Below are 25123 nucleotides of genomic sequence, written 5' to 3'. Positions count from 1 at the left end.
AATGGCGTTCCGGCGGCGCGCTCAAAAGTGACGCGTTGTCCGCTTCGACCAATTTGCTCCCCGTGCAACCCACATCGAGCGGGGTGCGAAAGGGACTAGTGACTCGCCTGTTTCCGTCCCAACATGACGAAGACCCTCGTCGTCGGACTCGACGGAGCGAGCTGGGAACTGCTCGACCCGTGGATCGAGGCCGGCGAGCTCCCGAACCTGGCCGCGCTGCGGGACACCGGCACCTGGGCGGGGACGCGTAGCTGTCTGCCGCCCGTGACCTTCCCGAACTGGAAGTGCTACTCCTCGGGCAAGGACCCCGGCGGCTTCGGCGTCTTCTGGTTCGAGAATGTCGACCTCGAAGCGGGCGAAATCACCGTGATGAATGGGGGCGACTACGATACCGCCGAGCTATGGGACTACCTCAACGACGAGGGGCAGTCCGCGGGCGTCGTCAACATGCCGACGATGTACCCGCCGCGGGATATCGACGAACTCGTCGTCGCGGGCGGCCCGGACGCCGTCGAAGGCGAGTACCGGTCGATCAGCTCCGGCTACACCTCGCCGCCGGAACTGGCCGAGGAACTCGAAGAGCGATTCGACTACCGCGTCCATCCGGACCCGCTGTTGTCCTCGAACGACGAACGCGGCGCTGAGGTTGAGGCCATTCTGGACCTGCTAGAGAAACGCTTCGAGGTGGCAACGACACTCATGGACGAGCGAGACCTCGATTTCGTCCACGTGACGCTGTTCTATCTCAACGTCTTGCATCACTTCTTCTGGGACGACGAGCCGAGTCTGCGCGCATGGCAAATCGTCGACGAGTGGGTCGGCCGGCTCGACGACCGCGAGGACCTGAACCTCGTCCTGATGTCCGACCACGGCTGTGACGCGACCCAGACGGAGTTCTACATCAACGAGTGGCTGGCCGAGAACGGCTATCAGGTCCGGGACACGAGCGTCGACGCACTGCTGACCCGAATCGGACTCGACCGGGAGAACCTGCTCGCGGTCGCAAAGCGCGCCGGACTCGTCGACACGCTCGCCCGCGTCGTCCCGGAGTCCATCCAGCAACTCGTTCCGCAACGGGACGGCGTCAAACGGGACCGCAAGCTCGAAGCCATCGACTTAGAGCAGACGAAGGTCGTCGCCAGCGGACAGGGGCCGGTGTACATCAACCCCCGGTTCGACGTGGAGTCGGTCCGTGAGTCGCTCATGGCCGACCTTCGTGAGGTCGAAGACGAACACGGCCCGCTGTTTACGGACGTGTACAAGGGCGAGGACGTGTACAACGGCCCCTACGTGGACGCTGGCCCGGAGGTCGTCGTCGACCAGCGCCCCGGCGTCCACGTCAACGACGGTATCGGCGGCGGGACCATCCAGAGCGGTCCGGACCGCTGGGCGGCCGAGAACACGCCCTACGGCATCTTCGCCGCCAGCGGCCCCGATTTCGAGCCACAGGGCGAACTCGACCGGATCAGCATCCTCGACATCGCGCCGACGGTGCTGGCCGCCCACGGCTGTGCCATCCCGACTGACATGCGCGGCGAGATACTCCCGGTGTTCCCCGAGGACCCTGCCGTCGGGGAGCGCGACCCACTCAGTATCGAGGACGCGCTCGGAACCGATGACGGGGACGCCGTCGAGGACCGGCTGAAACAACTGGGATACATGGAATAGCGCCGTCCGTGATGGCGACTGGCGTCGAATGAGTGAACCCAATGGGATAAGTAGCCGCTCCCGATACACTCCGGTATGGTTAGCATCGATCTGAACAACAGCCAGCGGACGATGCTTACGACGCTGGTAAACAAGTATCAACAGACCGGTGAGGCAGTCACCGGCGAGACAATCGCGGAGGAGATCGATCGGAACCCCGGAACAGTCCGGAACCAGATGCAGAGTCTGACCTCGCTGGGACTCGTCGAGGGGATTCCCGGACCGACAGGGGGATATAAGCCGACCTCCGAGGCGTTCGACGCGATCAATCGCCAGCAGATAGACGAGGCCGAGAGCGTCGTCGTCGCCCACGACTACGAGCGGGTCGACGTGACGGTCGAGGAAATCAACCTCACGAGCGTCCACCACCCGGAGAAATGCCGGGCGCGATACCACCTCCAGCACTCGGTACAGGACTTCAGCGAGGGGCAGGCGGTCATCCTCGGTCCCACGCCCATCTCGAAGTTGGTCATCGCCGGCACGGTCGTGGCAGTCGACGAATCCAACAGCGAGGTCCTCCTCGACGTTGCGAAGATGGAAGCGCCGGTCGAAGAGCCGGACAAGTAAGCGTCTCAATCGGCCGCTGAACGGGCTGTTTCCGTGTTAGGGGTCGACGCGGTCGATCCAGAGGGTCGGCGTCTCTATCTCGTCTTCGGTCGGGAGTGTGTCCGGTGAGTCCCACACTCGTCCGGCCGCAGCGACGCCGCGGGCGTCAGCGACGGTGTCGAAGAACGCCTTCCCGCGTTCGTACTGCTGGCGTTTCATCCCGAGACCGAGCAGCCGCCGCATGAGCGACGCGATGGGGCCACGCCCCTGTCGGCGCTCGTCGACTTTCCGGCGCAGGTCGTCGTACTCGTCGTCGAAGGCACGGTCCATGAGCAGTTCCGCGTACCCCTCGACGGCGGTCATCGTGGTATCCAGTTCGCCCAGCGTCGTGCGGTCGATGTTGCCGTCGGTGAGGTTGTCGATGGCGTCTTCCATCGCCGTTTCGAGGTGGTCGGACAGCCAGGGAGCCGCGCCGAACTCCGCGGCGTGGGTGACCTCGTGGAACGCGATCCAGCGGCGGAAGCGAGCCCGTTCGACGTTCAACTGGTCTGCGACCCGGTGGATGTTGGGGCGCACGAAGTACAGCGCGTGGGCGTCGTTGTCCGCGAGCAAGACCGGGTCGTACTGGCCCAGAACGTTGTTCCCGAGGAAAGAGAGCGCAACGGCCATCGACCCGGTGTTGACCATGCGGGCGATGCCGGGGATGTACTCGGCCTGCTGTTCGATCGGTTCCATCACGCGGCTAAACGTGGCGACGTTAGCGTCAATCCAGTGGTGGCGGTTCTGGATCTCGACGGTCTCGGGCAGGTCAAAGGAGAGTTGGCCGACCTCCCGAACGCGGTTTCTGGCGTCCCGAACGTCGGTCGCGTAGCCGTCGCGTTCGGCCGTCTCGACGGTGAGGTCGCCTGTGTCCGTGGCTCCCTTCGCGGCGTCGGCGACGGCGCTCCAGTCGATGGGTCCGTCGCCGGTCGCGCCGGCGACAGCCTGAACGCTGTGGTATAATCCCATACGTCTGAAATGTGGCGGGAGAAAATAGGCCTTCTCCCTGTGAAACCGACCACCGGCGTTCGGTTCCTGGCTATAGTAGCCATTGAAAATCAATGCACATCTGATCGCACGACAGCAGGGCGATCAGTGTGTAAATCGTTTCAATTGTTACTATAGCGGAAAAACAGGACGACCGCCCCTACAGGTCTTCGTCGCTGTCGGACCCGCCGAGATACAGCCGCAGGACGAGCGCAACGACCGCAACGACACCGAGAACGGCGAGCGCGAGGCGACCGACGCTGCGGCCACCGCTGGCGTCGTCCGTCTCATCGCTCGTGTCGCTCGTTTGGGAGCGGGACCAGCGCGATTTGCTCGTCGATTCGTCGGCATCGTCCGAGGAACTGAACGGGGCGTTCGCGGTGAAATCAGCGCCGTCGAGATGCAGTTCGAGGAGGGTAAATTTCGCCATACTGACGGTTCAACGCCCCGACTCTTAGCCGTGGCGGTAACGGCGTCTCGCCGACACGTCTCCCAACGGCGCGCCGTCCGCTGTTTTCATCACCCAGGAGCAATAACGCCGGGTATGGACACACAGCGACGCGAATTTCTGGAATCGCTTCTGACGACCCCCGGCCCGTCGGGGTACGAGGCCGACAGCCAGCGGGTGTGGCTCGACTACGTCAGCGAGTTCGCCGACGAGGTCCGGACGGACGACTACGGCAACGCCGTCGCCAAGGTCGAGGGCGGCGACACGACCGTCGCGCTCGCGGGTCACGGTGACGAGATCGGCTTCATCGTCCGCGACCTCACCGACGACGGCTTCGTCAAACTGGGCCGTATCGGCGGCTCCGACAAGACCGTCTCCCGCGGGCAACACGTCACCATCCACACGGCCGACGGACCGGTTTCCGGCGTCGTGGGGCAGACCGCGATTCACCTCCGGGACCCGGAGGACGAGTCCGTCCCGGAAATCGCCGAGCAGTACGTCGACGTGGGGGCCGAGGACGGCGACGAGGTGGAGTCGCTCGTCGACCGCGGCGACCCGGTGACGTTCGTCCAGACGCTGAGCGAACTGGAGAACGGTCGGCTGGCGGCCCGGGGGATGGACAACCGTATCGGCATCTGGGCGGCCGCAGAGGGGCTTCGACGCGCGGCGGAATCCGGCGCGGACGCGACGGTGTACGCCGTCTCCACGGTTCAGGAGGAGGTCGGCGTGCAGGGCGCGAAGATGGTCGGGTTCGACCTCGCGCCGGATGTCGCCATCGCCGCGGACGTGACACACGCGACGGACTCGCCGGGCTCGCCGGGCAAGGCCGCGACCGGGGTCGAACTCGGCGCGGGGCCGGTTGTCGCCCGCGGGAGCGCGAACCACCCCGTTGCCGTCGAGGCCCTCCGAGAGACGAGCGACGAGGCGGACATCGACATCCAACTGCAGGCGACGGGCATCCGGACCGGGACCGACGCGGACGCCTTCTACACCTCGCGGGGCGGGATTCCGTCGGTCAACGTCGGCCTGCCGAACCGCTACATGCACACGCCGGTCGAGGTCATCGACCCCGACGACCTGGACGCGCTCGCGGACCTGCTGGCCGGCTTCGCCGTGCGAGCGGCCGACCGAGCGCCCTTTAGCGTCGACGTGTAGGACAGCGGAGCGGTATCATGTGTGTCACCACGCAAACGGTACGTTTAAGCGGCCGTCACTATCCAAACCGTACATGAGTGGACGACCGCTGGATGTACTCGAAGCGTCCCTCGGTGAGACAGTCACCGTACAGCTGAAGGGTGGCGAACTCTTTGAAGGGGAACTCACCGGCTACGACCAACACATGAACCTCGTCGTCGAGGATGAAGACACAACGATTATACGCGGCGATAACGTCGTCTCAATTACTCCATGACTGGCGCAGGAACTCCGAGTCAGGGCAAGAAAAACACCACGACACACACGAAGTGTCGCCGGTGTGGCGAAAAGTCGTATCACACGAAAAAGAAGGTCTGCTCGTCGTGCGGTTTCGGCAAGTCGGCCAAGCGGCGTGACTACGAGTGGCAGTCGAAAGCGGGCGAATAACACACTCAACACAAATGCACGAGAAGTGCGGCGTTGTTGGCATCTCTTTGGAGGACCGTGACGCCGCCCGACCGCTCTACTACTCCTTGTACGCGCTCCAGCACCGCGGCCAGGAATCGGCCGGTATCGTCACCCACGACGGGTTCCAGCAGCACAGCCACGTCGAGATGGGACTCGTCGGTGACGCCTTCGGCCCGAGCGACCTGGAATCGCTCAACGGCTCGCACGGCATCGGCCACGTCCGCTACCCGACCGCCGGGAGCGTCAACAGTAGCTGTGCCCAGCCCTTCTCGGTCTCGTTCAAGTCGGGATCGCTGGGGCTGTCCCACAACGGGAACCTCGTCAACGCCGACGAGATCGGCGACGAACTGGCCGACCTCGGCCACGCCTTCACATCCGACGGCGACACCGAGGTCATCGCCCACGACCTCGCGCGCAATCTCTTAGAGGAGGACCTGGTTCGGGCAGTCAAGCGGACGATGAACCGCATCCACGGGTCGTACTCGCTGACTATCATGCACGACGAGACAGTGCTCGGCGTGCGCGACCCGGAGGGGAACCGGCCGCTGTGTATCGGCGAACTGGAGGACGGCTACGTGCTGGCCTCCGAGTCGGCCGCCATCGACACGCTCGACGGCGAACTCATCCGGGATGTCAAGCCCGGCGAACTCGTCGTCTTGCACGCCGACGGCACCGGCTACGACACCTATCAGCTCGTCGAGCCCGAGAACACGGCCCACTGCTTCTTCGAGCACGTCTACTTCGCGCGACCGGACTCGACCATCGACGAGAGCCTCGTCTACGAGGTCCGGCGCGAACTCGGCCGGAAGCTCTGGGAGGAATCCGGCGTCGAATCGGACGTGGTGTTGCCGGTCCCCGACTCCGGGCGCGCCTTCGCCTCCGGATACGCGGAGGCCGCACAGAACGACGGCTCCGACATCGAGTTCGCCGAGGGGCTGATGAAAAACCGGTACGTCGGCCGCACCTTCATCATGCCGACTCAGGACGAACGCGAGCGAGCTGTCCGGCTGAAGCTCAACCCCATCAAGTCCACAATCGAGGGGAAGAGCGTCACGATCATCGACGACTCCATCGTCCGCGGGACCACGTCGACACAGCTGATTCAGTTGCTGAAAGACGCCGGGGCCGATGAGGTCCACGTCCGCATCGGCGCGCCGCCCATCGTCGCCCCGTGTTACATGGGCATCGACATGGCCTCCCGCGATGAACTCATCGCCGGGAACCAGTCCGCCGACGAGATCCGCGACGAGATCGAGGCGGACTCGCTGTCGTACCTCTCTATCGACGCTATCGCGGAGACGCTGGAGACGAGCCGGACGGACCTCTGTCTCGGCTGTGTCACCGGCGAGTACCCCTACGATATCGACGGCGAGGCGACGGACCGCGACGTGGTCCGCCCGGAGATCGGGACGCAGTCGAGCCCGGCCGACGACTGACAGGGTACGTCTCGACAACCGGCCGCGGGCTCTTTTTGCGACGCTGGGCCGCTACCACACCAGATACAGCATCGCGTACACCGCAATTCCCATCGAGAAGGAGACCAGCCATAGCCCCGCGGCCAGCTTTCCGGCCCGCGGGTGGTTCGTCGACGGCAACTCCGAGACCGGGTAGGTGTAGGCAAGCAGGAGGACGTAGTACACCGCCGGGATAGCGAGAATGGCGAGCAGGATATGCACGGCCAGAAACGGCAGATAAAAGTAGGTCTCGACGACCGACGGACCGGTGAAATCCGTCGGTCCGACAAGCGTTATCCGGTAGAGGTACAGTACCAGAAACAGGGCGAACAGACCAAACGAGGAGACCATCAGTTGCCGGTGTCGGGCGACATCCCCGCGGCGGATCGCCCGGATACCGCCGACGATTGTTCCGATAGCGAGGGCGCTGACCACGGCGTTGGCGTGTGGGATCGCCCCCAGCACTGTCGCGGGGGCGGCGGGGAGAATTGACGGTGGGATCGCGCCGAGAACGGCCCCGAACACGAGCGCGAGCGACACGACCGTCAGCAGGCCAGTGAGTGCTGGCACGCGATACCGAGCCTGGAGATCCATACCCCCAACTGCGGACTGGATGCAAAATACGGTTTCGAGTCGGGTATCGTGCGACACAGCAGCTATCGTGCCCGTTCAATCAGTCCGAACTCCGGTCGGCTTTCGCTGACGGCTGTTCGACGCCGATAACGTCCAGCCGCACTCGTTCGGACGACCCGTCGCCGAGTGAGATATCCCAGCCGTGGCCGCGTGCGATCTCCCGGATGACAGCGAGGTGGAGCCCCGCACCCTCGTCAGTGGACCCGTAGTTGAGTTCGAACGCTCCCTCGCCTTCGCCGGCCAGTGGCCGGCCGGCATGTTCGAAGCGGAACCCGTCCGCCGTGTCGGCGACCGTGATCCGCACGCCGTCACATCGGTCCGTGGCGAGCCGGAAGAAGTTCTCTGCGAGCTGGCAGAGACGGTTGCGGTCGGCCAGTACCGTCCCAGGGCAGTCGATTTCAACGGTCGACGTACCGGTATCAATGGCGTTCCACGCGTCGCTCAGCACGTTCGAGAGCGCCACCGGCTCGACGGTGTACTGTCGTTCGCCCTGTCTGGCGATTTCCATGAGGTCGTCGATGAGAAACGACATGCGGGTATGACTGCGCTGGATGGCGTCGAACTCCTCGGCATCCGTCGATTCGGCGAGCAACTCGACCCGCCCCATCGCTGCCTGGAGCGGGTTCCGCAGTTCGTGTGAAATGATCTGTGCGAGCTCCCGTAACCGCTCTTTCTGGTGTTCCAGTTCCGTCGTCCGCTGTTGGAGCGCGTCTTTCGTCTGGCTCGCGTCGATTGCCAGCGCGATGTTGTGGCCGACCTCCCGGAACGTGTCCTGTTCTTCCGTGTCGAAGGTGTCGACGCGGTCGGCGTACACGGCGAGGACACCGTACGAGACCCCGTCGTACACCAGCGGGACGGCGAGAACGCGGACACAATCCCGCTCCAGTGCCTCCGTCTCGTCTCCGACCGCGTCCGGGTCGATGTCCGCAACGACGAGTCGCTCCGCTGACTCGGCCCGGAGCAACGGCTCCGGGGCGGTGATCGTTACGCGGCCACGCTGTGAGCCCAGTGCCCGAATGACAGGCCTGTCGTGCTGACAGGTCACAGTACAGGCTTCGGTGTATCTGGACGTGCCCGCAAGCACCGCAGTGACATCGCGTTCGATATCCATCCGGGACTGCGAGCGGACGAGTGCCTGATTGACCAGCCGAACGGCCTCGTTGAGCTGTTTTCGTTTGCTGGCTCGCTGGCGGGCCGGACTGGATGCGACAGCGGCGTCGACCTGTGCCAGAAGCTGTTGGAGGGCGTCGTCGACTGTTTCGGGAACGTAACCGAACACGTCGCGGCTGTAGGCCTCACGGGCGATATCGCCGTTGGTCACTTCCGCGAACAGGACGACCGGGAGTTCAGGGTGGGTTTGCCGCAAGCGTTCGATGACGGTCAATCCACCGAGGTACTGTGTCCCGTCCGGCTTCTCGACCTCGCAGTTCGTGACCACGCAGTCCGTATCGTAGTCACCGAGCGCGTCCTCTGCGTCACGAACCCCTTTAACTTCGTGGACAGTGAGACCACTGTCCCGGAGAAACGAAATCGCGGCCCTGTCCTGGTCCGTGCTTCGGACAAACAGGACGGTGGGCTGTGACTTCATCACCCTTCCGAGGAGACACACACATAAAGAAGTTACACCCGATCTATCGCGGTGAGTGACAGGACTTCCGCAGCGATACCGTCGTTGACGCCGGGGGACGATTTATGCTTCTGGCACCGAATCCTCCGATAATGGCACAGCAGGGGCTGGAGACGTATCGGACCCGGCCGGCAGTCATCGATGCGGTCCGGTCTCTCATCGACGGTGCCGACGAAAGCGTCACCCTCGCGGTTCCGAAATCCGCGCTCGTTACATTTGCGCCGCAACTCAGAGCCGCTATCGAGCGTGACGTACTGGTGTTAGTCCTGGTCCACGGCGAAACGAGCGCATCGATACCCGCATACGACGACATCGCAACGGCGGTCCGGACAATCGGGCACGGGATCACGCCGTTGCTCGTGACTGCCGACGTAAAACGTGGTCTCACCGGACACGTCCGCGTTCTAACGCAGTCCGATGGAGACTACCGGGCGACCCGGTTCGACAACGAGAACCTCGCTCACGACGAATTCACGATGTTCCTGGGCACCCACTGGCTGATGGGCACGGAACGCTACGTCGCCAGCGTTGGTTCGTTCCCACAGACGTTCTCGGCGTTCGAATTCGCCGTTCTCACGGCGGCGCTGGCACTCCGTGACGAGATACCGATCACCGCGACCGCACAGGTGGTCTCGACCGCGGACCGGACGGAGACGACGATCTCTGGACGCGTCGTGAACGTCCGCCAGAGCCTCGTCTATCCGGCCTCAAGCTCGAACCCGGCCGAACGGTCGCTCACTGTCGAAACCGATGACGGACGGGTCACTGTCGGTGGGAGCGGTGCCACGAAAGAGAGATACGAGTGCCGCGAAATCACGCTTTATCGAGCCGACAACTAGCCAGTCCGGCTCGCTGTGTTGCCATTCGTCTGTGTTACCATTCGTATTCAAAGCGACTGAAAAGTCGAAAATATCCGCTACCGGTCCGACCGCGCCGTCACCAGTCCGTTACTGGAAGGTGCGGCTGGCCGTGCTTTCGTCGGTGACGCCGGGTTCGGCCCGGTCGAAGCGCTGTTCGATCTCGTCGTAGCGCTCGCGGGTCTCCTCGGTGACGCTGGGGCCGACTTCTTCCAGTGCGTGCTCGAAGTGGTCCATCGTCACGCGGACGTTGCTGACGCTGTCGCCGATCTCCTCGGGGTCCACGCTGTTGATGAACTCCCGGGTCGCGGCCATCGACGCCTCGCGGGCGACCGCTTCGATGTCCGCGCCCACGTAGCCGTCCGTGCGGCTGGCCAGGTCGTCGAGGTCGACGCCGTCGGCCAGGGGCTTGTTCCGGGTGTGGACATGGAAGATCGCACGCCGGGCCTCCTCGTCCGGGACGGGCACGTGAACGTGCCTGTCGAGCCGTCCGGGGCGCAGGAGCGCGTCGTCGATGAGGTCCGGTCGGTTCGTGGTCGCGACGACCACAACGTTCTCCATGTCCTCGATGCCGTCAAGCTCCGTCAGCAGCTGGGAGACGACACGTTCGCCGACGCCGGAGTCGGTCGTGCCGCCACCCCGTTCGCTTGCGATGGAGTCGATCTCGTCGAAGAACACCACGGTCGGGGCGTTCTCGCGGGCCTTTGCAAACACTTCGCGGACGCCCTTCTCGGACTCGCCGACGAACTTGTTCAGCAGCTCCGGCCCCTTCACGGAGATGAAGTTGGACTGGGCCTCGTTGGCGACGGCCTTCGCCAGCAGCGTCTTCCCCGTACCGGGCGGGCCGTACATCAGCACGCCCTTGGCGGCTTCGAGGTCCATCGACTCGAACACGTCTTCGTACTCCAGGGGCCACTGGATGGTCTCCCGGAGCCGCTCCTTGGTGTCTTCGAGACCACCGACGGAATCCCAGGTAACGTCCGGAACTTCGACGAAGACTTCCCGGAGCGCGGAGGGCTCGATGCCCTTCATCGCCTCGCGGAAGTCCGTATCGCTGATCTCCAGCTTCTCCAGTACCTCGGCATCGATCTCGTCGGATTCGAGGTCGAGTTCGGGGCGGATGCGCCGCAACGCGTTCATCGCGCTCTCTTTCGTGAGCGAGGCGAGGTCCGCGCCGACGAAGCCGTGGGTGTTCTCCGCGTAGTTTTCGATATCGATCTCCTCGGAGAGGGGCATCCCACGGGTGTGGACCTGCAGGATCTCTTTGCGGCCCTTCTTGTCCGGGACGCCGATCTCGATTTCGCGGTCGAAGCGACCGCCACGGCGCAGCGCTGGGTCGATATCGTCGACACGGTTCGTCGCGCCGATGACGATGACCTGCCCGCGCTCTTCGAGCCCGTCCATCAGGCTGAGTAGCTGGGCGACGACGCGGCGCTCCACGTCGCCCTGGGTCTCACCGCGCTTCGGGGCGATGGAATCGATCTCGTCGATAAAGACGATGGCAGGGGAGTTCTCCGAGGCCTCGTCGAATATCTCGCGGAGTTGCTCCTCGCTCTCGCCGTAGTACTTCGACATGATCTCCGGGCCGGAGATGGTGGTGAAGTACGCGTCGATCTCGTTGGCGACGGCCTTGGCCATCAGCGTCTTCCCCGTGCCGGGCGGGCCGTGCAGGAGGACGCCTTTCGGCGGTTCGATGCCCAGTTGCTGGAACAGCTCGGGGTGGCGCATCGGCAGCTCGATCATCTCACGGACCTGTTCGAGTTCGCGGTCGAGGCCGCCGATGTCCTCGTAGGTCACGTCGGGGGTGTCGCTCGCTTCGGGCGCGCCCTCGCCGCTGTGGACCTGCTCGGCGGGCATCTCGCTGACCTGGATGTCCGTGGAGTCGGTCACGACGACCGTGCCGGAGGGCTCAGTCTCCGCGATCTTCAGCGGGATCTTCTGGCCGGACATAGAGGAAAGGGGTCCGAGACCGAAGCTAACGGGGACCGTCTGGCCCTGCGTGACGGCCTGGCCGCTGAGGTTGTTGCGGATCATCGGCCCGACGTTGCCCCGAACCCGGAGGTTCTGGGGCAAGGCGACGGTGACCGCGCTCGCGGGGTTCACGTCGGCCTTTTCGATGTTGACGTGGTCGTCGATACCGACGTTGGCCTCCTGGCGGAGTTGCCCGTCGATACGGACGATGCCCTTCCCCTCGTCTTCGGGGTAACCGGGCCAGACACGGGCGACCGCGCGGGTGTCCTGTTTCCCCTCGAGAACGATGTAATCGCCGTTCTCGAGTTCGAGTTCGTCCATCGCGGCCCGGTCGATAGCCGCGAGGCCGCGGCCGGCGTCTTTCTGTTTGAGTGGTTTAACAGTAAGTTTCATCAGTAATCTCCCTCGTCTTCTGACAGTTCGATAGTGAGAACCCCGTGATTGATAAACGCTCGTGCGTCCCCAGCGGGGATCTCCTGTTCGTGCTGGTGGCCGTCAGCGACGACGATGACGGTCCCGTCAACCACATCGACACTCGCATCGGCGGCAGGTCCCACGTCCGCCGCGAGGACGACGACATCGTCGTACTCGAATCGGCGGAGGGGCGTCTCGTCGAACAACTGCTGTTCTGAAGTCATGCTAACTCAAAGTAAGCGTGATAAGTATATAAACCTATCGCTAAAATGCGCTATACGGCGGGAAAATACACGTAGTTGCTTGAATGCGGTTCACACCGTATTTGGGCGCGGCAACCTTTTATCCACACCGCTTCCCAACGGTGTCGCATGGAGCGGGTCAGCCACCGCGGGCGAGTCACGGCGTACAGACGGACGCGATCTGATAGCGGGGGACCGACGACGCTGTACGTCCACGGCAGCGGCGCGACCCACCGCGTGTGGGGCCGCCAGTACGCCCCATCCGGGCCGGCCCACCCCGCCGTCGCGCTGGACCTGTCAGGTCACGGTGACTCCGACGATATCGACGCCGACGCTGGGACCGCGACGCTCGACGCGTACGCGGACGACGTGGTGGCTGTAGCGGGAGAGACGGACGCTGACGTGCTGGTCGGCAATTCGCTTGGCGGAGCCATCGCCCAGTGGGTCGCACTGGAGCGCGAGTGGACGCCGGAGGCGATGGTGTTGCTCGGCACCGGCCCCGAACTACCGGTGTTCGAAGGGCTGCAGGAGTGGCTGGCAAGCGACTGGGAGCGTGCCGTCGAGTTTCTGCACGAACGGGACCGGCTGTTCCATGACACCGCCCACGAGGCCGCCCCTCGCTCCCGCGAGCAGATGAAGGCGGTCGGACAGACGGTGACCCGCCGCGATTTCATGACCTGCCATCACTTCAGTGTGCGCGACCGACTCGGCGAGATCGAGATGCCGGTCCTCGCTATCTGTGGCGAGCACGACAAACTCACCCCGCGTGCGTATCACGAAACGCTAGCCACTGAGATACCGAACGGCGAGGTGTCGTTCGTCCCCGACGCCGCGCATCTGGCGATGGTTGAGCGAGGCGACCTGTTCAACGACATCGTCGGTGGGTTCCTTGAGGACGTGGGCCGAGCGGTTTGAGAGTGACTGCGGCGCCTCTGTCGAAACCCGCAACTGCCGACAGGGATCGGTCCTGAATACTGCGGGTAGGCACCAGCCCGCAAGTGTCAGAGTCAATCAGGATTGCACACCCGCTGTTGACAACCATCTGTGCTGCTTTCGGGGACGCTGCTCGTCCTGACGTGGAAGAGACCGGCCTTGAGGCGAAAATGTCTCCGAAAACCGGGCCGCTGAAGATGCCAGTCGCCGCGGTCGCTCGTCAAAACCACCATTAGGGCAGCCGGTGAACGTATACTTGATGGACGAACCGCTCGACCGAGTCGCGTTTCTCGCGAACTCGCCGAACCGCATTCGCGTGTTAGAGACGCTGGCGACGGGCCCGCACACCCGAGCGGAGCTCGCAGCCCAGACGGACGTGGCCCGAGCGACGCTAAGCCGCATCCTCTCGGAGTTCGAGGACCGGGAGTGGATCGAGCACCCTCGCGACAGGTACGTGGCGACGCCCCAGGGCGTCCAGCTCGTGCGGGCAGTCCGGTCGCTGACCGAGACCGTCGAGGCGCTTGACCGACTGGGTGAACAGGTCCAGTGGTTCCCGATTGAACACGTCGACTTCGACGTGGGCGAGCTACACGACGCCACTATCGTCCGGCCCGACGCGACGGACAACGTTCGCCCGCTGACGCGGAGTCTCGAACACATCCGACAGGCGGAGACGGTCCGGCTGGTGGCAAGCCAGCACGCCCCGCCGGCGCTTGCGGCGCTCTGGCAGGCGACGGTGGTCGACCGACGCCTCACACTCGATGGTATCGTGGCGACACCGGTCTTCGATGCGATCCGCGACTCCGAGACGGACGCCCAGCGGATGCGTGAGATGGTCGCCACAGACCGGGTCCGCTTCTTCCGTGGCTCGGGGTTGCCGGCGTGTAACTGCGTCGACAACGACGGGACGATCATCTTCGCGCTCCGCGACGACAACGGCGCGTCACAGGCGCTCGTCGAAACCGAGTCCCAGGCGGTACGCGAGTGGTTCGACGCGTTCTTCGACCGCCACCGCGAGGCTGCGGCCCCGATCACGGCGGCGGACCTCGACGAGTGAGGTTGCGAGCGGACGCCAGTCCCACCTGCCGTGGAGAGCGACCCCCGCTTCGGGGGCGCGGGGCTCAATCGTCCCACACTGTGGGAACATTCTCAGCGCGTATCGTTATGTTCCTCCAGGGAGATTGACAGGCACTCGACGTGCCGGGACGCACGCGACGAACCCACTATGCAGCCAGAAAACGACGATCAATCGCCCGTATCGCCAGAAACACCAGCCACGTCGCGCCGGACGCTCCTGCGAGCGTTCGCCGCCGCCGCCACCTTCGGGCTGTTGGCCGGTTGTAGCGGTAGTGAAACAGACGACGGAGACGACGATCAAGCCGAAACCGACGCGGAGAGCGCTGGCGAGACGCCTACTTCAGGGGGCGGGTCCAACACGACGCCCGATACGAGCGGGTCCTCGTGTGCCGGCATAGCGGGGGATCCGGCCCCGTTCGAGACGGCGGGAACACCGTTCGTGTTCAGTTTCGAGTATCCCGGGACGTACACCGTGGCCGAGCCTATCGCCGCACCGACCGGTCGCTCACAGCCCTTCGAAAGCCCGGCTGTGACAGTTGACGAGACGACCGGGTCGGCCACCCTCAGAGTGACCCAGTTCTACACTCCCCGGCCTGCGTCGGCGGTCGAGACGTTCATCAACGACAGGGTCGGCGATTCGAACGGCCCGTTCGCCGTCGTCGGGGAGCAGGAGTACGACGGCGAGGCGCTGTCGGTGGTCGGCACTGCTGGGGCGGACTCGCTCCCGCTGTACGAACTCCACCTCCCGTATGCGGTGGACGGGACGCGTAACTACTTCCGAACGGGCATCGAGATTACGTCCTCTCTCGTCGAGTACGACGACGAGGGTGACCAAATCCTGTTCTGTCTGTCGGAACTTGACGAGGCAGCGACCACAGTGCTCGACAGTCTCCGGCCCAACCCCGAGACGACGATCATCGACGCCGCCGGGCTATAGCTCCGTGTCACCCCGACCGACCAGTCCGTTAGAGCGGGCGTCACAGGACCCCGTAATCCAGAACGACTGATTCCAACAAGACCACAGGGGAGGGTTATTCTCCAGGGTAGAACCACGGCCCGAGCGCGAAAAACAGCAGTGCGATGCCGAGCATCGCCCGCGGCCCCGCCCGGAACAATGCCGCTGGCGCGACGACGGCCACCGCCTGGACGACGCCCATCGGAATCGCGTGCTTGGGGCCGGGTTTCGGATAGTCGAAGGGTGCGACCATCGCAAGCGAGAGCCCCAGCGCTCCGACGCTCAGGACGAGCGGATCCGTAACGCCACTCAGATACGCCGTGGCGATAATGATGCTCCCAAGCGTGTTCGGCATTCCCGGGCGCTCGTCGGGTGAATCGAAGTACGTCGAGTAAAACGCCGTCCGAATGATCGAGCACACGACGTACGCCGAGGCGAGCAACACGAGACCGACGAACACGGCCGGATGGGCGGACTCGATGCCGCCGTAGGCGTTCGTCAGCAGCACGTAGAGAAAGAGACTCGGTGTCGCACCGAAAGAGACAACATCGGTCACGGAGTCGAGCAGCGGCCCGACCGCCGAACTGTCCCCGTTCCGGGCGACGATACCGTCGACGGCGTCGGCGATGACCGCGAGCAGGATCAGCCGAGCGGCCAGATGCGGGTCGGCGAAGGCGATGGCTCCGGCGACGAACCCGACGACGGCGTTGAACAGCGTCACCGTGTCGGCGAGGCTCAGTCGTCGCCGTATCTCGAAGCCCATGGTTCCCCGGTTGGCCACGGCGTATATGAAGGACTCGAAAGCGAACGCCCCGGGCCAGGGGTCGAGTGGCCGGCGATTACTCCTCAGGCAGGTCGTGGCCGATGACGAGTCGGGCCGCGGTGGCACAGGTCCCGACGACCAAAATGACCAGTTCCCACCCGCTCCGGGCAATGGGGAACACGCGGTCGACGTTTTCGGGTTCCGCCTGTCCCGGGTTCGGATCGACACCGGTGCTCATCTGCACCTCGCTTGAGTTGCCCATCGCCTGTGTGGTTGAGCCGCCGCTCCCGCCAGTGCTTCCAGCAGCGTTCTGAGACGTTGGTTCGGGCAGTTCGACGAACGTCTGGACGATACCGCGCTGGCTCGACAGTTCCAGATGGCCGCTAAGCTGGTAGAACTGGTCGTACAGCGGCCAGAAGAGGTTCGCGCCGCCCGTAATCAGGTCCAGCAGTACGTGCCCAACCGCGTACACGACGACGCAGAACCAACTGACTCGAACGCCATAGGCTCCCCAGCGATTCCTGATGTACGACTTCTCGCGGAGATGGAGGTCGATTCCGATGAGAAGCGCCAGCAGTGCCGGAATGACGAGGTTCGTCGTCGCGGCCCGGTGACCGGCCTGCCAGTAGAGGCCGATGAAGGCGTCGATATCGGGGAACGTGACGACCAGTATCGACAGCAGGAGCGACCGCCTGTCGAATGCGGCGCCCAACAGTGTCGCGGCGAGCAGCCCCACGAAGGCATAGTGAACCACCAGTGAAGGCATACAGAGAGAGCAACACTACCACGGAGATGAGCGTTGTGGTGGGCGCTATCAGAATTAGAAACCACTCCATCTGATTAATATGGACACAGTAAATACATTGTTAGTGGGGACCCGGTGGGGTGGACCGGCACCCATTGACACTTCTGTGGCCGGAAGTCACATGTCGAGTCACAAACGCGAAAACGAGAACCGTTCAGTCTGCCGTGATCTCTTGCTGTGCCGGGGCCGCCTCGTCTTTCATTGGAGCGACGAGCCTGTAGCCCCCGTACAGGGCCAGGACCAGGAGGCCGGCCAGGACCAGCCCGGTCCGGAGCGTCGGGTCGACCATCGGGGTCGCGATGACCTCGCCCGCGTCGTTCGTCAGCGGTGCCGCGCCGTATGGCTTACCCGCCAGTAGCTCCACGATGCCGAGGACGACGACGCCCAGCAGCAGCAGTCCGCCGCTGAGTGCCATCGCCGCTTTGTCGATGATGGTGGTGTGTTGTTGCATTTGTGGTCACCTCCTTACCCGAGCAGGTACCGGAGCTTCGGGTGTCGTTTGACCAGTTTGGTCTTCTCGATGAGCGCGTCCAGGCCGTAGTAGCGGCCAGTGGCCAGCACGATCATCGTCATGAACAGCAGCAGGCCCATGAAGTCGCTGTTGACCAGCCCGTGGCCGAAGCCTGCGTTGCCGATCCAGAACAGGGCCATGAAGAAGACCCCGAAGACGGAGGCAAGCCTGACCAGCGCGCCGACCATCAGTCCGAGCCCGATGAACGTCTCGCCCAGCGGGACCATGGCCTGAATGAGCCAGCCAAGGTGTTCGCCCATCAGCACGGGGATCGGACCGAGTGCCGTGCCAGTCATTTGCTTGAGATACGTCGGCCCGTAGGTGTAGGCCAGCCCGTCCTCGATGAGCTTCGTTACGCCTGCGTGGAAGAACCACCAGCCGGTTACGACACGCAGGAACGCCAGCCAGTACGCGGTCCAGGCCCCGCCGAGCTCGAACTCGAACTCGTCTGCCAGGGGGTTCGCCGCTTGATAGGACATCTGTGTCACCTCACATGTGTACTTGAGCGAGCAAGGAGCATATAAACGGCAGTGCGTTCCCAGCAACTGAAAACCGCTCTCAAGGTTCGAGAAGCGAAATATCAGTGATTCTGGGTATACCCACCCGTTCGGCTGTGGGTTTTTATGTGCTATTCGCTGGAGTGTCAACTGGTCCCGGGCCACCGTGAGGTTCAAACCCCCGATGCAACTACGCTATGACACCAATGGTACTCGAACTGACGGGCAAACACACAACAGCGCGAGTGATGGTCGACGACGAGTCGCTCGTCGAGGCGGGGTGTCGGGAGCAGATCGAGACGCTCATCGACCACCCGGCGTTCACCGAGCCGGTCCGCATCATGCCGGACACGCACTGGGGGGCCGGCGCGCCCATCGGCTTCACGATGCCGCTGGGCGAGCGCGTCGTCCCGAACATCGTCGGCGTCGACGTGGGCTGTGGGATGGCCGCGACGAATCTCGGCTCCGAACTGCCGCTGGAAGACGAAGAGCGCGAGCGCCGTGTGCGCGAGGTGGTCCCGATGGGCCGCAACGTCCACGACTACGACGACGCCGTCCATCTGGTCGAGGAGTTCCCTTTCGAGCGCGCGAACCGCGTCTTCGAGCAGTTCGACGCGGCCTACGCCGAGCGGTTCGGCGAGCATATCGACCCCGTCGAGTTCGACTTCGACGGCTACGACGAGGCGTACTTCGAGGCGCTGTGTGACCGCGTGCTGGCCGACCAGCGCCAGGGCATGGGGTACATCATCAAGAGCGCCGGCACCCTGGGCGGCGGGAACCACTTCGTCGAGTTCGGCCAGGGCCGCGAGTCGGGGGACTACTGGCTGGTCATCCACAGCGGCTCACGCTACCTGGGCAAGTCCGTCGCCGAGTACTGGCAATCGACGGCGACGGACCGCCGGACCATCGGTGACATCCGCGAGCAGATTCCCGAGGCCTACGTCGAGTACCTCAAGTTCGACCCCGATACCGTCGAGTCGCGGGACCTCTACGCCTGGGTCACCGGCGGCATGGGTGAGTCCTACATCCGCAAGGACCGCCTCCGCAGCGAACTGGACGGCAAGGAGATCGAGGAGGCCTTCGACGCGCTGGGGCAGGTCCAGGACGCCATCCACAGCAGCGACGACGAGGACCGCAACACGGACTTAGACTGGCTGGAAGGCCGGGAGGCTCACGGCTACCTCGTCGACATGCTGTTCGCCCAGCAGTACGCCCGCTGGAACCGCGAACTGATGAGCGACGCCGTCTGTGACGCTCTGGGCATCGACCCCGTCGACCGCTTCCAGTCGATTCACAACTACATCGATTTCCGGGATCTGACCGTCCGCAAGGGAGCGACGCCGGCCCGCGAGGACCAGCGGCTGCTGATTCCGTTCAACATGGCCGAAGGCTCGATCATCGCCCACGGGAAGGGTAACGACGAGTACCACCAGACCGCCCCACACGGCGCGGGCCGCGTGATGAGCCGCCGGCAGGCCCACAGCGAGATCGACATGGACGAGTTCGCCGCGGCGATGGACGGCGTCTACTCCGAGTCCGTCATCGAAGGCGTCCGCGACGAAGCGCCGATGGCCTACAAGGACGCCGACGCGATCCTCTCGGCCATCGAACCCACGGCCGAGGTCGTCGAGTACGTCGACGCCGTCCACAATCTGAAGGCCACGGAGTGAGCTGACCTGTTAGGTTGGCAGAAAGTGATTTGCGCACGAAGGCCCTGTGTTCCGTATGACCATTCTCGTGGCTATCGCCAACGATTCGGTCTCCCCGGCAGTCATCGATACAGCGGTTCGACTCGCCGACGGACTCGACGAGGAACTGTACGTCGTCCACCTCGTCGACGAAGACACTGCCGACGGCACGGCCAAACAGCTCCGGGACGAGATGCGCGAGCGGTTCCGCGATGCCACTGTCGTTGCAACCGTCGCCATCGAACACGTCGGCCGGTCCGCGATGCGGTCGGGCACACGAATCGGCAACGAACTGGTCGAACTCGCGGCCGACGTGGACGTGGACCACATCGTTATGGGCCACGAGCCGAAGGGGTTGGCCGGCCGGCTCCGGGAGGGTGACGCGACGCTCGCCGTCATCGACGCTGCCGAGGTTCCCGTTACCATCGTCCCCGAGGGCCACGCCCAGCCAGAGCAGTAGCGCCCTACAGCCCCAGCTCCCGCCCGAGGACCATCCGCTGTATCTCGCTCGTCCCCTCGCCGATTTCCATGAGCTTCGCGTCGCGGTAGAACCGCTGCGGGGCGAAGTCCGTCGTGTAGCCGTAGCCGCCCAGTACCTGCACGGCGTCCTCGGCGACCTCCCGGCAGATCTCGCTGGCGTCGAGTTTCGCTAGCGAGGAGAGCCGGGTCACGTCCTCGCCCTGGTCGTACATCGTCGCGGCTTTGTGGGTCAGCAGCCGCGAGCGTTCGATTTTGCGGTCCATCTCGACGATCTTGTCCCGGACGGCGTCGAACTTCGAGATGGGACGGTCGAACTGCTCGCGCTCGGTGGCGTAGGACTTTGCGGCCTCGAACGCCCCCTGTGCGAGCCCCGTCGAGAGCGCGGCAATAGAGATGCGACCGCCGTTGAGCGTCTTCAGCGTCTGCTCCCAGCCGTCGCCTTCCTCACCAAGCAGCCGATCCGCGGGAATCCGGCAGTCGTCGAACTGGAGTTCGCAGGTCGGCGAGGCGTTCAGCCCCATCTTCTCCCACTCGGTCGTCACTTCCCAGCCGTCGTCTTCGGGAGCGACGATGAACGTCGAGATGCCGTCGTAGCCCGCTCCGGGGTCGGTGACGGCCTTGACCAGCACTGACCCGGCGACGGAGGCGTTGGTGATGAACTGCTTGGTCCCGTTGAGCACGTACTCGTCGCCGTCCCGCTCGGCCGTCGTATCCATGTCGCTGGCGTCGCTTCCGCTACCCGGCTCAGTCAGCGCCCAGCCGCCGAGGTGCTCGCCGGTAGCGAGCGGCGTGAGCCAGCGGTCCTTCTGGGCGTCCGTGCCGAACAGTTCGATTGGCTTGCTCCCAAGCGAGGTGTGGGCCACGTACGAGAGGCCGATGCTCCCGGAGACGCGCCCGAGTTCCTCGGCGACGAGTGCGTACATCAGCGTGTCCCCGCCCAGCCCGCCCCACTTCTCGCTGATCGGGACGCCCATCACGTCCAGATCGCCGAGGGCCTCGAAAATCTCCGCCGGGAAGCGATGCTCGTCCTCGATTTCCTGGGCTATCGGCTGGATCTCGTTCTCGCAGAACTCGCGTATCGAATCCCGTATCATCCGGTGTTCGCCCGGCACGTCGAACTCCATACCGAACGTAGGGCCTGTGTCACTAAATACCACAGGGCCAGACACAAGCCATTTGCCCGTCCACGGCGTCGCCTAGGGGGAATGGCGTTCCGGCGACTCCTCCGCGGGACGGTCCCCTGGGAGCAACTCGAAGGCGTGGCGCGGGCGGTGATAGACCGCTACGACGAGCCCGCGGCTCACGTTGCGTTTCTGGAGGCCGACAACTGGCTCTCGACGCCGCTGGTCGTCAACGACCAGTGGTTCGTGAAGGTCATCACGGAGCAGAACTCGCTCGTCCACACGCTGCTGACCGCCGGCCGCAATATCGGCGCGTTTTCCTCGGGGACGGAGGGCTTTTTCGAGCACTTCGGGACGCCCTACGAGATGGCGGAACACGAACTGGCAGCGACCCAGCGGATGCGGGAAATCGGCGTTAACGCCCCCGAACCCATCGAAGCCTTCGAGTACGACGGGATGGGCATCCTCGTCCTGGAATACATTCCAGACTTCGCCCCGCTGGACGAACTGTCGCCGGCCACCGTCGAGCGACACAGTCCCACGGTGTTTGACTTCCTCCACCGGATGCACGAGGACGGGCTGGCACACGGCGATTTCCGCTGTGAGAACGTGCTCGTGGCCCACGACGACCTCTACTTCATCGACGCGACGAGCGTCCGCGAGGCGGCGATCAGAGACGCCCGCGCCTACGACCTGGCCTGTGCCCTTGGCGCACTGGAGCCACTCATCGGTGCGCCGGCCGCCGTCTCGGCCGCGGCGATGCACTACGATACGGCAGAGCTACTGGCCGCGGAGGAGTTCCTCGATTTCGTCAACATACGTCCGGATCACGACTTCGCCGCCGCCGAAATCCGCGGGGCCGTCGAAAAGCGTGCGTAGCACCGCCTCGAAACGGTCTCAGTCGGCCGGCGCTGCCCCGACCGCGCGGCTTCTGGCGACGACGCCGATGCCGACGAGGACGACGACCCCGCCGGCGACGGTCGACGGACCGGGGATTTCCGCGAGCAACAGCAACGCCAGCAGCGCGCTCCCGACCGGTTCGCCCAGCAGCGAGACGCTGACCATGCTCGATTCGACGTGAGCAAGCGCCCAGTTGAGGACGGTGTGGCCGAACACACCGGGGCCGACCGCCATCGCAAAAAACAGCGCCCACTCCCGCGGCGGGTAGCCGGTGACGGGATGCCCCGATGCGACGACGAACCCCAGCAGACAGACCGCGGCGACGCCGTAGACGACGGTCACGTAGGGGATGAGGGGGAACCGCTGGCGGAGCGACCGGCCGGCGAGGACGTACCCGGCGGCCATGACGCCACCGACGAGGGCCAGGGCGTTGCCATAGAGGGGGCGCGGACCGATGGCACCGCCGCCGACCAGTTCGCCGACGGACATCACGACGATGCCGCCGATGGCGACGAGGATGCCCGCCGTCGTGCCCCGCGTGACGCGCTCGTCCAGCAGCGCCCACGCTCCGACGGCGACGAACAGCGGCTGGCACTGGACCAGCGTGACCGACGCCGCGACGCTCGTCCACGCCAGGCTCTCGAACCACGCGGCGAAGTGAACCGCGAGCGCGACGCCCGTCGCCGCCGCCGCCAGCACGTCCCGCCGGGAGAGTCGCCCGAAGGCGGCCCGGTGCCGTCCCAGCGCCAGCGGGGCCAGCAGTGCCGTCGTCAGCAGGACGCGGTAGAAGGCTGCGACCGACGCCGCGGCCGCGCTCCAGCGGACGAGAATCGCGCTCGTACTGACCGCCAGCACCGCAACAGCTAGAGCGATTCGTGGGTCGATTCGCGGCTCCGTCACACCCATCTCGCTCCGTTGTGCTGTGGAGAAACCGCGGCCGCATCGGTTACTGCGACGGCGCGCCTACTCATCCTGTGGCAGTATCCGACACGGGAATAAAGAAACACCGGAGACCATAGTCGGGGCCGGACGGAGTGCGGATGAGGGTGTGTTACCCTTCGAGCAGTTCCTTCGTCTTTCGATGGCGGTACCGGAACATCGGCTCCATCCCGAGACAGCCGAAGGGACCGAATGCCCGACCGAGCGGGCCGCCGGGCAGTTCGAACTCCACGTGGTCGTGAACGAGCGTTTCCCTGTCGCTCAGCGCCCGAAACGTGTGCGTGTGCTCCCAGTGGGGGAACGGCCCCTCCGCCATGGCGTCGCGGAACATCGCTTCGCCGTCGCTCTCTTCCCGCGCCACGATGTTCGAGACCCAGCGCTGGCGCGGGGGAATCCCGAAGGGCTTGATCGAGGAGACGACGACGGAGCCGGCGGTCAGTTCCTCGGGGTCCGGTTCGCCGTCCGGTCCGCGCTCTTCCTCGATACGGATGTTCATCCAGTCGGGCGTCAGTGCGACCAGGCCGTCGCCAGTGGCGTGGAATTTCCAGACCTCGGACAGCGGGGCTTCGACGCGGACCTGCCGCTCGTAAATCTCCATACGTTCAGTAGGGGCAGCGCGGGCAAAACACCCGCGATAGCCGCGACCGGTTTCGAGCCCAAGTCAGGGCCAGATGCCGCCATCCTCGGCGGCCGCGACGACGCGCTGGATAGCGACGACGTACATCGCCGTCCGGAAGTTCGGCGCGCCGGTCTCCTCGTAGGTCTCGACGAGGTCATCGAAGGCGTTGGTGATGATGGTCTCCAGTTCGTCGTTGACCCGCTCCTCGGACCAGTAGAACCGCTGGCGGTTCTGTACCCACTCGAAGTACGACACCGTGACACCACCGGCGTTGGCGAGGATGTCGGGGAACACGGCCACGTCGCGCTCCGTGAGCACGTCGTCCGCGTTCGGCGTCAGCGGACCGTTCGCCGCCTCGACAACCATGTCGGCCTGTACGTCTTCGGCGAGGTCCGCGTCGATGGCGTTTTCCAGCGCCGCCGGCACGAGCAGGTCCACGTCCATCGTCAGCAGGTCCTCGTTGGTCAGCTCCTCCGTTGCATCCTCGTAGCCGGTCAGCGATCCGGTCTCGCTCTTGAACGCCTTCGCGTCGCGTGCGTCGATGCCGTCGGGGTTGTAGACGGCACCGGACGAGTCCGACACCGCGACGATGTTCGCGCCCAGGTCCTCGATGAGTTTCGCCGCCACGGAGCCGGCGTTCCCGTAGCCCTGCACGGCCACCGTCGCGTCCTCGATGTCCTTGCCGAGATAGTCAAACGCCTCCCGTGCGGTGAGCATCACGGAGCGACCGGTCGCCTCGACGCGGCCGGCACTGCCGCCTGACTCCGGAGCCTTGCCGGTGATGACGCCGGGCTCGGTCGTGTTCTCCAGCGTCTCGTAGGTGTCTTTGATCCAGTTCATCTCTCGTTGGCCGGTGTTGACATCCGGCGCGGGGATGTCCCGGTCCTCGCCGATGATCGGGCGGAGTTCCGTCGCGAACGACCGCGTTATCCGCTCGATTTCGTCGGCCGAGTACTGGCGCGGGTCGATCTGGATGCCGCCTTTCCCGCCGCCGTAGGGGATGTTGACGGCGGCGCATTTGTACACCATCCAGCCGGACAGCGCCTTGACCTCGTCGCGTGTCACCTGTGGGTGATAGCGGATCCCGCCCTTGTACGGTCCCCTGTCGCCGTTGAACTGGGACCGATACGCGCTGAACACTTCGACGGAGCCGTCGTCTAACTCCACCGAGAGATTCGTCTCTAGGACCCGCTCAGGGTGTTTCAGCCGTTCGAGTACGTCAGTCGAGTATTCGAGGTAGTCCGCCGCGTCGTCGATCTGCTCCTGTAAACTCTCAAATGGATTTACCTCTGTCGACATACTGATACT

27 protein-coding genes are annotated in these 25123 nt (G+C 64.7%); 13 read left to right on the top strand and 14 right to left on the bottom strand.

The genetic code is table 11. The features are described 5' to 3' along the window. The first annotated feature begins 123 nt into the window (after nucleotides 1–123). Entirely contained in the window at nucleotides 124–1668 is a 1545-nt protein-coding gene (locus NDI54_RS08920; RefSeq protein ID WP_310896102.1) for an alkaline phosphatase family protein, read from the top strand. Between the two features lie 75 nt (nucleotides 1669–1743). Then, complete coding sequence (locus NDI54_RS08915) at nucleotides 1744–2274, top strand: Rrf2 family transcriptional regulator (RefSeq protein WP_310896101.1); 531 nt, start codon at nucleotides 1744–1746, stop codon at nucleotides 2272–2274. A 36-nt stretch (nucleotides 2275–2310) separates the two neighbouring features. Here the strand turns inward: NDI54_RS08915 and NDI54_RS08910 are convergent, their stop codons facing one another. Both NDI54_RS08910 and NDI54_RS08905 read right to left on the bottom strand, forming a co-directional pair. Then, nucleotides 2311–3261, bottom strand: coding sequence for a zinc-dependent metalloprotease (locus NDI54_RS08910; RefSeq protein WP_310896100.1), 951 nt, complete (start codon nucleotides 3259–3261; stop codon nucleotides 2311–2313). A 178-nt stretch (nucleotides 3262–3439) separates the two neighbouring features. Beyond that, nucleotides 3440–3709: a hypothetical protein gene (locus tag NDI54_RS08905; RefSeq protein ID WP_310896099.1), complete on the bottom strand. Its 270-nt coding sequence runs from the start codon at nucleotides 3707–3709 to the stop codon at nucleotides 3440–3442. Between the two features lie 114 nt (nucleotides 3710–3823). Between NDI54_RS08905 and NDI54_RS08900 the strand changes: the two genes are divergently transcribed. From NDI54_RS08900 to purF, 4 genes are all read left to right on the top strand, one after another. Continuing rightward, a complete protein-coding gene (locus NDI54_RS08900; protein WP_310896098.1) occupies nucleotides 3824–4882 on the top strand; it encodes a M20/M25/M40 family metallo-hydrolase in 1059 nt (352 codons plus the stop codon). A 73-nt stretch (nucleotides 4883–4955) separates the two neighbouring features. Then, nucleotides 4956–5138: an LSM domain-containing protein gene (locus NDI54_RS08895; RefSeq protein WP_004517917.1), complete on the top strand. Its 183-nt coding sequence runs from the start codon at nucleotides 4956–4958 to the stop codon at nucleotides 5136–5138. Beyond that, on the top strand, nucleotides 5135–5308 hold the full coding sequence (locus NDI54_RS08890) for a 50S ribosomal protein L37e (RefSeq protein ID WP_004517916.1): 174 nt from the start codon (nucleotides 5135–5137) through the stop codon (nucleotides 5306–5308). The genes NDI54_RS08895 and NDI54_RS08890 overlap by 4 nt, the downstream gene beginning before the upstream one ends. A gap of 14 nt (nucleotides 5309–5322) precedes the next feature. Further along, on the top strand, nucleotides 5323–6765 hold the full coding sequence (gene purF, locus NDI54_RS08885; protein ID WP_310896097.1) for an amidophosphoribosyltransferase: 1443 nt from the start codon (nucleotides 5323–5325) through the stop codon (nucleotides 6763–6765). Between the two features lie 51 nt (nucleotides 6766–6816). Here purF and NDI54_RS08880 read toward each other — a convergent pair whose 3' ends face one another. Beyond that, entirely contained in the window at nucleotides 6817–7377 is a 561-nt protein-coding gene (locus NDI54_RS08880; protein ID WP_310896096.1) for a DUF420 domain-containing protein, read from the bottom strand. Nucleotides 7378–7456: 79 nt separating this feature from the next. Then, nucleotides 7457–9004, bottom strand: coding sequence for an ATP-binding response regulator (locus NDI54_RS08875; protein WP_310896095.1), 1548 nt, complete (start codon nucleotides 9002–9004; stop codon nucleotides 7457–7459). Between the two features lie 128 nt (nucleotides 9005–9132). Between NDI54_RS08875 and NDI54_RS08870 the strand changes: the two genes are divergently transcribed. Beyond that, nucleotides 9133–9882, top strand: a complete 750-nt coding sequence (locus NDI54_RS08870) for a TrmB family transcriptional regulator sugar-binding domain-containing protein (RefSeq protein ID WP_310896330.1) — start codon at nucleotides 9133–9135, stop codon at nucleotides 9880–9882. 108 nt (nucleotides 9883–9990) lie between these two features. On the opposite strand, the gene NDI54_RS08865 is transcribed toward NDI54_RS08870, so the two are convergent. Together NDI54_RS08865 and NDI54_RS08860 are read right to left on the bottom strand one after the other, a co-directional pair. Next, on the bottom strand, nucleotides 9991–12264 hold the full coding sequence (locus NDI54_RS08865) for a CDC48 family AAA ATPase (RefSeq protein WP_310896094.1): 2274 nt from the start codon (nucleotides 12262–12264) through the stop codon (nucleotides 9991–9993). Continuing rightward, nucleotides 12264–12509, bottom strand: coding sequence for a DUF7127 family protein (locus NDI54_RS08860; protein WP_310896093.1), 246 nt, complete (start codon nucleotides 12507–12509; stop codon nucleotides 12264–12266). Before NDI54_RS08860 ends, NDI54_RS08865 begins: the two co-directional genes overlap by 1 nt. Nucleotides 12510–12656: 147 nt before the next feature. On the opposite strand from NDI54_RS08860, the gene NDI54_RS08855 reads away from it, so the two are divergent. The 3 genes from NDI54_RS08855 to NDI54_RS08845 all read left to right on the top strand — a co-directional run bounded on the left by NDI54_RS08855 (nucleotide 12657) and on the right by NDI54_RS08845 (nucleotide 15474). Continuing rightward, entirely contained in the window at nucleotides 12657–13442 is a 786-nt protein-coding gene (locus NDI54_RS08855; RefSeq protein ID WP_310896092.1) for an alpha/beta fold hydrolase, read from the top strand. A 277-nt stretch (nucleotides 13443–13719) separates the two neighbouring features. Further along, nucleotides 13720–14517 carry a helix-turn-helix transcriptional regulator gene (locus NDI54_RS08850; protein WP_310896091.1) on the top strand — a complete coding sequence of 266 codons (798 nt, stop codon included), beginning with the start codon at nucleotides 13720–13722 and terminating at the stop codon, nucleotides 14515–14517. Between the two features lie 168 nt (nucleotides 14518–14685). Next, a complete protein-coding gene (locus tag NDI54_RS08845) occupies nucleotides 14686–15474 on the top strand; it encodes a hypothetical protein (protein WP_310896090.1) in 789 nt (262 codons plus the stop codon). Nucleotides 15475–15568: 94 nt separating this feature from the next. On the opposite strand, the gene NDI54_RS08840 is transcribed toward NDI54_RS08845, so the two are convergent. The 4 genes from NDI54_RS08840 to NDI54_RS08825 form a co-directional block, all read right to left on the bottom strand. Next, nucleotides 15569–16255: a protein sorting system archaetidylserine synthase gene (locus tag NDI54_RS08840; RefSeq protein WP_310896089.1), complete on the bottom strand. Its 687-nt coding sequence runs from the start codon at nucleotides 16253–16255 to the stop codon at nucleotides 15569–15571. A 76-nt stretch (nucleotides 16256–16331) separates the two neighbouring features. After that, the gene (locus NDI54_RS08835) at nucleotides 16332–17021 is read right to left on the bottom strand and encodes a metal-dependent hydrolase (RefSeq protein WP_310896088.1); all 690 of its coding nucleotides are present in this window, start codon (nucleotides 17019–17021) and stop codon (nucleotides 16332–16334) included. 193 nt (nucleotides 17022–17214) lie between these two features. Then, complete coding sequence (locus NDI54_RS08830; protein ID WP_310896087.1) at nucleotides 17215–17511, bottom strand: hypothetical protein; 297 nt, start codon at nucleotides 17509–17511, stop codon at nucleotides 17215–17217. 14 nt (nucleotides 17512–17525) lie between these two features. After that, complete coding sequence (locus tag NDI54_RS08825; RefSeq protein WP_310896086.1) at nucleotides 17526–18050, bottom strand: DoxX family protein; 525 nt, start codon at nucleotides 18048–18050, stop codon at nucleotides 17526–17528. A gap of 224 nt (nucleotides 18051–18274) precedes the next feature. Here NDI54_RS08825 and NDI54_RS08820 point away from each other — a divergent pair, with 224 nt between their 5' ends. Beyond that, on the top strand, nucleotides 18275–19738 hold the full coding sequence (locus NDI54_RS08820; RefSeq protein ID WP_310896085.1) for an RtcB family protein: 1464 nt from the start codon (nucleotides 18275–18277) through the stop codon (nucleotides 19736–19738). A gap of 55 nt (nucleotides 19739–19793) precedes the next feature. Next, the gene (locus tag NDI54_RS08815; protein ID WP_310896084.1) at nucleotides 19794–20216 is read left to right on the top strand and encodes a universal stress protein; all 423 of its coding nucleotides are present in this window, start codon (nucleotides 19794–19796) and stop codon (nucleotides 20214–20216) included. 4 nt (nucleotides 20217–20220) lie between these two features. Here the strand turns inward: NDI54_RS08815 and NDI54_RS08810 are convergent, their stop codons facing one another. Further along, complete coding sequence (locus NDI54_RS08810; protein WP_310896083.1) at nucleotides 20221–21360, bottom strand: acyl-CoA dehydrogenase family protein; 1140 nt, start codon at nucleotides 21358–21360, stop codon at nucleotides 20221–20223. A gap of 81 nt (nucleotides 21361–21441) precedes the next feature. Between NDI54_RS08810 and NDI54_RS08805 the strand changes: the two genes are divergently transcribed. Further along, the gene (locus NDI54_RS08805; RefSeq protein WP_310896082.1) at nucleotides 21442–22236 is read left to right on the top strand and encodes an RIO1 family regulatory kinase/ATPase domain-containing protein; all 795 of its coding nucleotides are present in this window, start codon (nucleotides 21442–21444) and stop codon (nucleotides 22234–22236) included. A gap of 18 nt (nucleotides 22237–22254) precedes the next feature. On the opposite strand, the gene NDI54_RS08800 is transcribed toward NDI54_RS08805, so the two are convergent. From NDI54_RS08800 to NDI54_RS08790, 3 genes are all read right to left on the bottom strand, one after another. Then, the gene (locus tag NDI54_RS08800; protein ID WP_310896081.1) at nucleotides 22255–23163 is read right to left on the bottom strand and encodes a DMT family transporter; all 909 of its coding nucleotides are present in this window, start codon (nucleotides 23161–23163) and stop codon (nucleotides 22255–22257) included. 145 nt (nucleotides 23164–23308) lie between these two features. Then, entirely contained in the window at nucleotides 23309–23794 is a 486-nt protein-coding gene (locus tag NDI54_RS08795) for an SRPBCC family protein (RefSeq protein ID WP_310896080.1), read from the bottom strand. A gap of 63 nt (nucleotides 23795–23857) precedes the next feature. Further along, entirely contained in the window at nucleotides 23858–25114 is a 1257-nt protein-coding gene (locus NDI54_RS08790; RefSeq protein ID WP_310896079.1) for a Glu/Leu/Phe/Val family dehydrogenase, read from the bottom strand. Nucleotides 25115–25123: the final 9 nt, after the last annotated feature.

It is taken from the genome of Haloarcula terrestris (assembly GCF_031624315.1).
In the GTDB taxonomy this organism is placed as follows: Archaea; Halobacteriota; Halobacteria; order Halobacteriales; family Haloarculaceae; genus Haloarcula; species Haloarcula terrestris.
Note: the sequence above shows the minus strand (reverse complement) of the source record. Positions and strands in the feature narration are given on the sequence as shown.